This is a genomic window from Paenibacillus sp. OT2-17, from assembly GCF_009827695.1.
Lineage (GTDB): Bacteria > Bacillota > Bacilli > Paenibacillales > Paenibacillaceae > Paenibacillus > Paenibacillus polymyxa_B.
In genome coordinates, this window is sequence record NZ_WUDQ01000208.1 from 1 (window position 1) to 5,940 (window position 5,940).

Consider the following 5,940-nt stretch of genomic DNA (forward strand, 5'->3'; position numbering starts at 1 on the left):
GGGTCAGTTGTGCGTAACGAACTACTGCATCCTGTACCGTACCAGGAATACCTAACTCCTTATTCATGGTCGTCTGATCCGTGCTGGTCAGCTGTGTGACTGCAATAATGAGCGGCATGGAAAGCGAACTGTCTGCGGAAATAGCTGCTTCTGCACCAGCTTTAGCGGCTGACATCATATTAACGCCTCCAGCAGCATGTACGTTGAACATATCCACACCTAGGCGGGTAATGCTCTCTGCCCCTCCCCGCACCGTGTTAGGGATATCATGCATTTTCAAATCCAGAAATACGGAGTATCCTCTGGACTTTAGCTGTTCTACAAAAGCTGGCCCTGCATTATAAAACAGTTGCATACCTACTTTTATATAACAGGGAATTCCCTCTAGCTGCCGAATTAACTGCTCAGCCTGTTGTGCATTGGGATAATCTAATGCAACCATCAGCCGTCCTGCCATCTGCTGAAATGCTCCATTCACCGTTCTACATCCCCTTTTCACGTCAATTCGGGTACATTTGCCCGTGATAAAGGACATCCGTCAGCCGAAGCTGATGAATGTCCTTCCCTGTGCTACTTATTTCCACACATCTATTCGTAACGCATTAGTTGCTTAGGACCGGCATGGATTCGGATGTGAAATTGATCGTTTCCAGCATTCTTAGCAAAGCGCGTACTGTATCCAGTGAGGTCATGCAGACGATGCCATTCTCAACCGCTTCACGGCGGATACGGAATCCATCACGCTCTGGCGTTTTGCCTTTGGTCAGCGTATTGAAGACAAAGTTGGCTTCACCCGTACGGATCATATCCAGGATGTTCGGGTTACCTTCGCTCAGCTTGTTGATCGTGTTCACCGGAATATTGGCCTGCTTCATAGCAGCCGCCGTTCCACCTGTTGCAATAATTTTATAGCCCAGTCTGTAAAAGCCCTGCATCAACTCGACAGCTTCTTCTTTGTCCTTATCTGCCACTGTAATGATGATTGCTCCAGTAGATGGAATTTTCATGCCAGCTCCCACAAGTCCTTTGTACAGTGCTTTGGCATACTGAATATCGCGTCCCATGACTTCACCTGTCGATTTCATTTCTGGGCCCAGCGTCGGCTCTACACGGCGCAGTTTGGCAAAGGAGAATACCGGAACCTTAACCGAGACATAATTACTTTCAGGCCAAAGGCCTTCTGAATAACCTGCATCTTTAAGCTTACCGCCCAAAATAGCCTGTGTAGCCAGATTCGCCATCGGGATATTCGTTACTTTACTCAAGAAAGGAACCGTCCGCGAGGAGCGAGGATTAACCTCGATCACGTACACCTGGTCTTGATGAATGACAAACTGGATATTTACCAGACCGATCGTTTTTAATTCTTTGGCGATACTGATTGTAATTTCCACAATTTTTTGTTTCAGCTCGGCAGACAAGTGCTGTGGTGGATACACCGCGATCGAGTCACCTGAGTGAACCCCGGCCCGTTCTACATGCTCCATAATGCCTGGTACCAATACTGTCTCGCCGTCGCAGATGGCGTCGACCTCAACTTCTTTACCCAGCATATAACGGTCGATGAGCACCGGATGCTCTGGATTGATTTTAACCGCTTCTTCCATGTACCGCAGCAATTCCGTATCTGAGTACACGATTTCCATAGCGCGCCCGCCCAGAACGTAGGATGGACGTACCAGGACCGGATAGCCTAGCGCCTGTGCGGTTCCTACTGCTTCATCTACCGATGTGACCGTGTTGCCTTTAGGCTGTGCGATAGCCAGACGAGACAAAAGTTGCTCGAACTTTTTCCGGTCTTCCGCTTCATCGATACTTTCCAGACTCGTACCCAAAATATTCACGCCTGCCGCACTCAGCGGAGCTGCGAGATTAATGGCCGTTTGACCACCGAACTGGACGATAACCCCAATCGGTTTTTCCTGCTCGATGACATTCATTACATCTTCGAAGAAGAGCGGTTCAAAGTAGAGGCGATCGGATGTGTTAAAGTCCGTAGATACCGTCTCCGGGTTGTTATTGATAATCACTGCTTCGTAGCCTGCTTTTTGAATAGCCCATACCGCATGTACGGTGGAGTAATCAAATTCAATCCCTTGCCCGATCCGAATCGGTCCGGAGCCGAGTACGATAACTTTCTCTTTGTTAGATGGAATAACTTCATTTTCCACCTCGTAAGAGGAGTAGTAGTACGGAGTTGTGGCTTCAAACTCGGCTGCGCACGTATCTACCATTTTGTAGACCGGACGCAGGTTTTGAGCTAGACGGAATTCACGTACCTCACGCTCGGTTGTCATACTGTCGTTTTGGCCCATACTGCGAATCTCGGCGATAGAGCGGTCGGTAAAACCTTTACGTTTGGCCTGATAGAGTGTTTCGTAGGTCAGCTCAGACTCTCCAGCGATGATGGCTTCGAACTTGACGATTCCCTCTACCTTATCGAGGAACCACCAGTCAATTTTCGTCAAATCTTGAATCTCCTGCTGCTGCCAGCCGCGACGGAACGCCTCGGCTACCAAGAACAAACGCTCATCATCTGCTTTAATCAGGCGATCCTTGAGCACGTCATCAGACAGCTGTTCGGCTCCCTTAAGATGCAGACGGTTTACACCGATTTCCAACGACCGTACCGCTTTATGGATGGACTCTTCGAATGTGCGTCCGATGGCCATGACTTCACCCGTTGCTTTCATTTGCGTGCCCAGCTTGCGGTTGGCAGAAATGAATTTGTCAAATGGCCAGCGTGGTATTTTGCTCACGATGTAATCCAGTGTTGGCTCAAAGCAAGCATACGTTTGTCCCGTTACCGGATTCACAATTTCATCCAACGTGTAGCCCAGTGCAATTTTGGCAGCCATTTTAGCAATCGGATATCCAGTTGCCTTGGAAGCCAGTGCCGAGGAGCGGCTTACGCGCGGATTTACTTCAATTACATAGTATTGATAGCTGTGCGGATCAAGCGCAAACTGTACATTACAGCCGCCTTCGATATTGAGGGCGCGGATAATTTTCAGAGAAGCGGAGCGCAGCATCTGGTATTCGCGATCTGACAGCGTCTGACTCGGAGCTACGACGATACTGTCACCAGTATGCACGCCGACTGGATCAAAGTTCTCCATATTACAAACAACGATGCAGTTATCATTGCCGTCACGCATGACCTCATACTCGACTTCCTTCATACCTGCGATACTTTTTTCCACCAAACATTGTCCGATTGGACTGTATCTCAAGCCAGAGCTGACGGTTTCACGCAGTTCTTCTTCTGTAGAGCAGATACCACCGCCTGTTCCCCCTAGCGTATAAGCAGGGCGAACGATAATTGGATAACCGATTTCGTTAGCAAATTCTAACGATTCCTCTAAGGTTGTTACAATTACACTCTCTGGTACAGGCTGTTCCAACTCGCGCATCAAATCACGGAACAGATCACGATCTTCGGCTTGTTCTATCGAATTCAGTTGAGTTCCCAGCAGCTTGACGTTTTCACGCTCCAGCACTCCGGCGCGAGCCAGTTCCACTGCCATATTCAGACCTGTCTGTCCTCCCAGCGTAGGAAGCAGACCATCTGGACGCTCTTGACGGATAATCTGTGTTACAAAATCAAGTGTGATCGGCTCGATGTATACTTTGTCTGCCATGTTGGTGTCTGTCATGATGGTTGCCGGATTACTGTTGATCAGTACTACCTCGACGCCTTCTTCTTTGAGCGCTTGACAAGCTTGTGTACCAGCGTAATCAAATTCTGCTGCCTGACCAATGACGATCGGACCGGAACCGATCACAAGTATTTTTTTAAGTTCTGTATTTTTCGGCATATTAGCGCTCTCCTCTCACTGCGGCGGCGATAGCAGCCTGACGCGGTTGCTTTGGATGATTTCTTTTGTGCTCACGGATCATGTCCAGAAAACGGTCAAACAGGTAGCCATTATCGTAAGGTCCTGGTGCAGCCTCTGGATGATATTGAACCGAAAACGCGGGATACTTGGTATGTTTAAGACCTTCAATCGTTTTATCGTTGTTATTAATATGCGTCACTTCAAGCTCAGTTCCTTGGATCGAATTCTCATTCACCGTGTAGCCGTGATTTTGTGATGTGATAAAGCAACGTCCGCTCTCCAGTTCTTTCACCGGGTGGTTACCACCGCGATGTCCGAATTTCAGCTTCTCCGTATCCGCTCCCGAAGCTAAAGCGAACAACTGGTGTCCCAAGCAAATTCCGAAAATCGGGTATTCCCCTAACAGTTCAGCTACCGTACGAACGGCATGGGGTACGTCTTTTGGATCTCCAGGGCCGTTAGACAGCTGGATACCGTCCGGGTCCAAACGGCGAATTTCCTCAGCCGTCGTATCATGTGGAACGACAACCACATCGCAGTCCCGTTTATTCAGTTCGCGCAAAATGCCGCTTTTTGCACCGTAGTCAATCAGTACGATCCGCTCTCCGTTGCCAGGACTGCTGTACGGATGAGGTGTGGAAGTCATAGGAACCTGATTACGCAATTCTTCAATGGTGAGGTCAGACATCATTTCTTTCAGTTCTTCCAGCGGCTGGGAACCAGTCGTCAAAATGCCCTTCATCGTGCCGTGATGGCGAATAATCCGGGTAAGCATGCGGGTGTCGATGTCGCTAATGCCAATGATGCCATATTCCTTCAGCAAATCGCCCACGCTGTATTGAGCACGCCAGTTACTTGGCGCCGGCTCGTAATGTCGAACAGCAAAGCCATGGACATAAGGCCGTACCGATTCAAAGTCATCCCGAGTAATTCCGTAATTGCCAATCAGCGGGTAAGTCATCGTTACGATTTGTCCGCAATAAGAGGGATCAGTCAGCACCTCTTGATAGCCTGTAATCCCTGTGTTGAAAACGACCTCGCCTGTTTTTTCACCTTCCGCACCAAATGATGTGCCTGTAAACAGCGTGCCGTCCTGAAGTAACAATCTTGCCTGCATCCCGTCTCACTCCTCTATATTGTTTCCTGCTATTAGGTTCTATTTATTTAGTGGTTTCTATTTATTTTGCTTCGTCAGCAGACCATACCAGTTTGCCGTCTACCCAAGTTTTCACGGGCCAGCCTTTGAGCTTCCAGCCTGTAAAAGGAGTGTTGCGTCCTTTGCTGGCAAACGTTTGCGGATCAACTGACTGCTCCTGCTCCAGATCAATCATGGTCAGGTCAGCTGGAGCCCCTTCTTTCAGGCGTCCCGTATCAAGGCGGAAGACACGCGCTGGATCAGCAGTCATACGACGCACTAGAAAGTCCAGCGTCCACTGTCCGGTAGCTACGAATTTTGTGTACAACAGCGGAAAGGCCGTCTCAAAACCAACGATTCCGAATGGCGCCAGCTCCATACCTCTTGCCTTCTCTTCCTCACTGTGCGCTGCATGGTCGGTTACGACGATGTCAATCGTACCGTCTTCCAGTCCCTCTATGCATGCCTGCACATCACGTGGGGAGCGGAGCGGAGGATTCATTTTCCAGTTCGCATCCAGCCCAGGGATGTCCTCATCTGACAATACCAAGTGGTGTGGGCATACCTCAGCCGTTACCTTGATGCCAAAAGATTTCGCGTGGCGGATTAACCGCACTGACTGCTCCGTGCTGACATGGCACACATGATAGTGTGCCCCGGTTGCCTCGGATAGTAAAATGTCTCGTCCGACGTGAATGGCTTCGGATTCGTTCGGAATGCCTTTAAGTCCGTGGCGCTTAGCAAATTCGCCGTCCGTCACCGCCGCTCCTTCAACAAGCGTGTTATCCTCACAGTGTGCAATAACCGGCATATCCAGTGCTTTGGCCCGCGCCATGGCATCCTTCATCATTTGCGCGCTTTGCACCCCGACACCATCGTCAGTAAAGCCGATTGCACCCGCTGCTTTGAGCGCTTCAAAATCTGTCAGCTCACGCCCCAGTTCGTTTTTCGTAATGGCTGCGTAAG

At 49.5% G+C, this 5,940-nt stretch carries 4 protein-coding genes; all 4 read right to left on the reverse strand.

Annotated elements, in window-relative coordinates; genetic code table 11:
- On the reverse strand, positions 1-535 hold a 535-nt coding region (gene pyrF, locus GRP75_RS17450), incomplete at its 3' end, for an orotidine-5'-phosphate decarboxylase (protein WP_160789920.1).
- A gap of 67 nt (positions 536-602) precedes the next feature.
- On the reverse strand, positions 603-3,818 hold the full coding sequence (carB, locus tag GRP75_RS17455; protein ID WP_023989424.1) for a carbamoyl-phosphate synthase large subunit: 3,216 nt from the start codon (positions 3,816-3,818) through the stop codon (positions 603-605).
- 1 nt (position 3,819) lies between these two features.
- Complete coding sequence (carA, locus tag GRP75_RS17460; protein WP_075154448.1) at positions 3,820-4,956, reverse strand: glutamine-hydrolyzing carbamoyl-phosphate synthase small subunit; 1,137 nt, start codon at positions 4,954-4,956, stop codon at positions 3,820-3,822.
- 61 nt (positions 4,957-5,017) lie between these two features.
- Positions 5,018-5,940: dihydroorotase (locus GRP75_RS17465; RefSeq protein ID WP_160789921.1), on the reverse strand; the 923-nt coding region annotated here is incomplete at its 5' end.

Bases quoted from the DNA above. Each gene is read 5' to 3' on its own strand.
- carB (WP_023989424.1), bottom strand. From the start codon at position 3,818: ATGCCGAAAAATACAGAACTTAAAAAAATACTTGTGATCGGTTCCGGT.
- carA (WP_075154448.1), bottom strand. From the start codon at position 4,956: ATGCAGGCAAGATTGTTACTTCAGGACGGCACGCTGTTTACAGGCACA.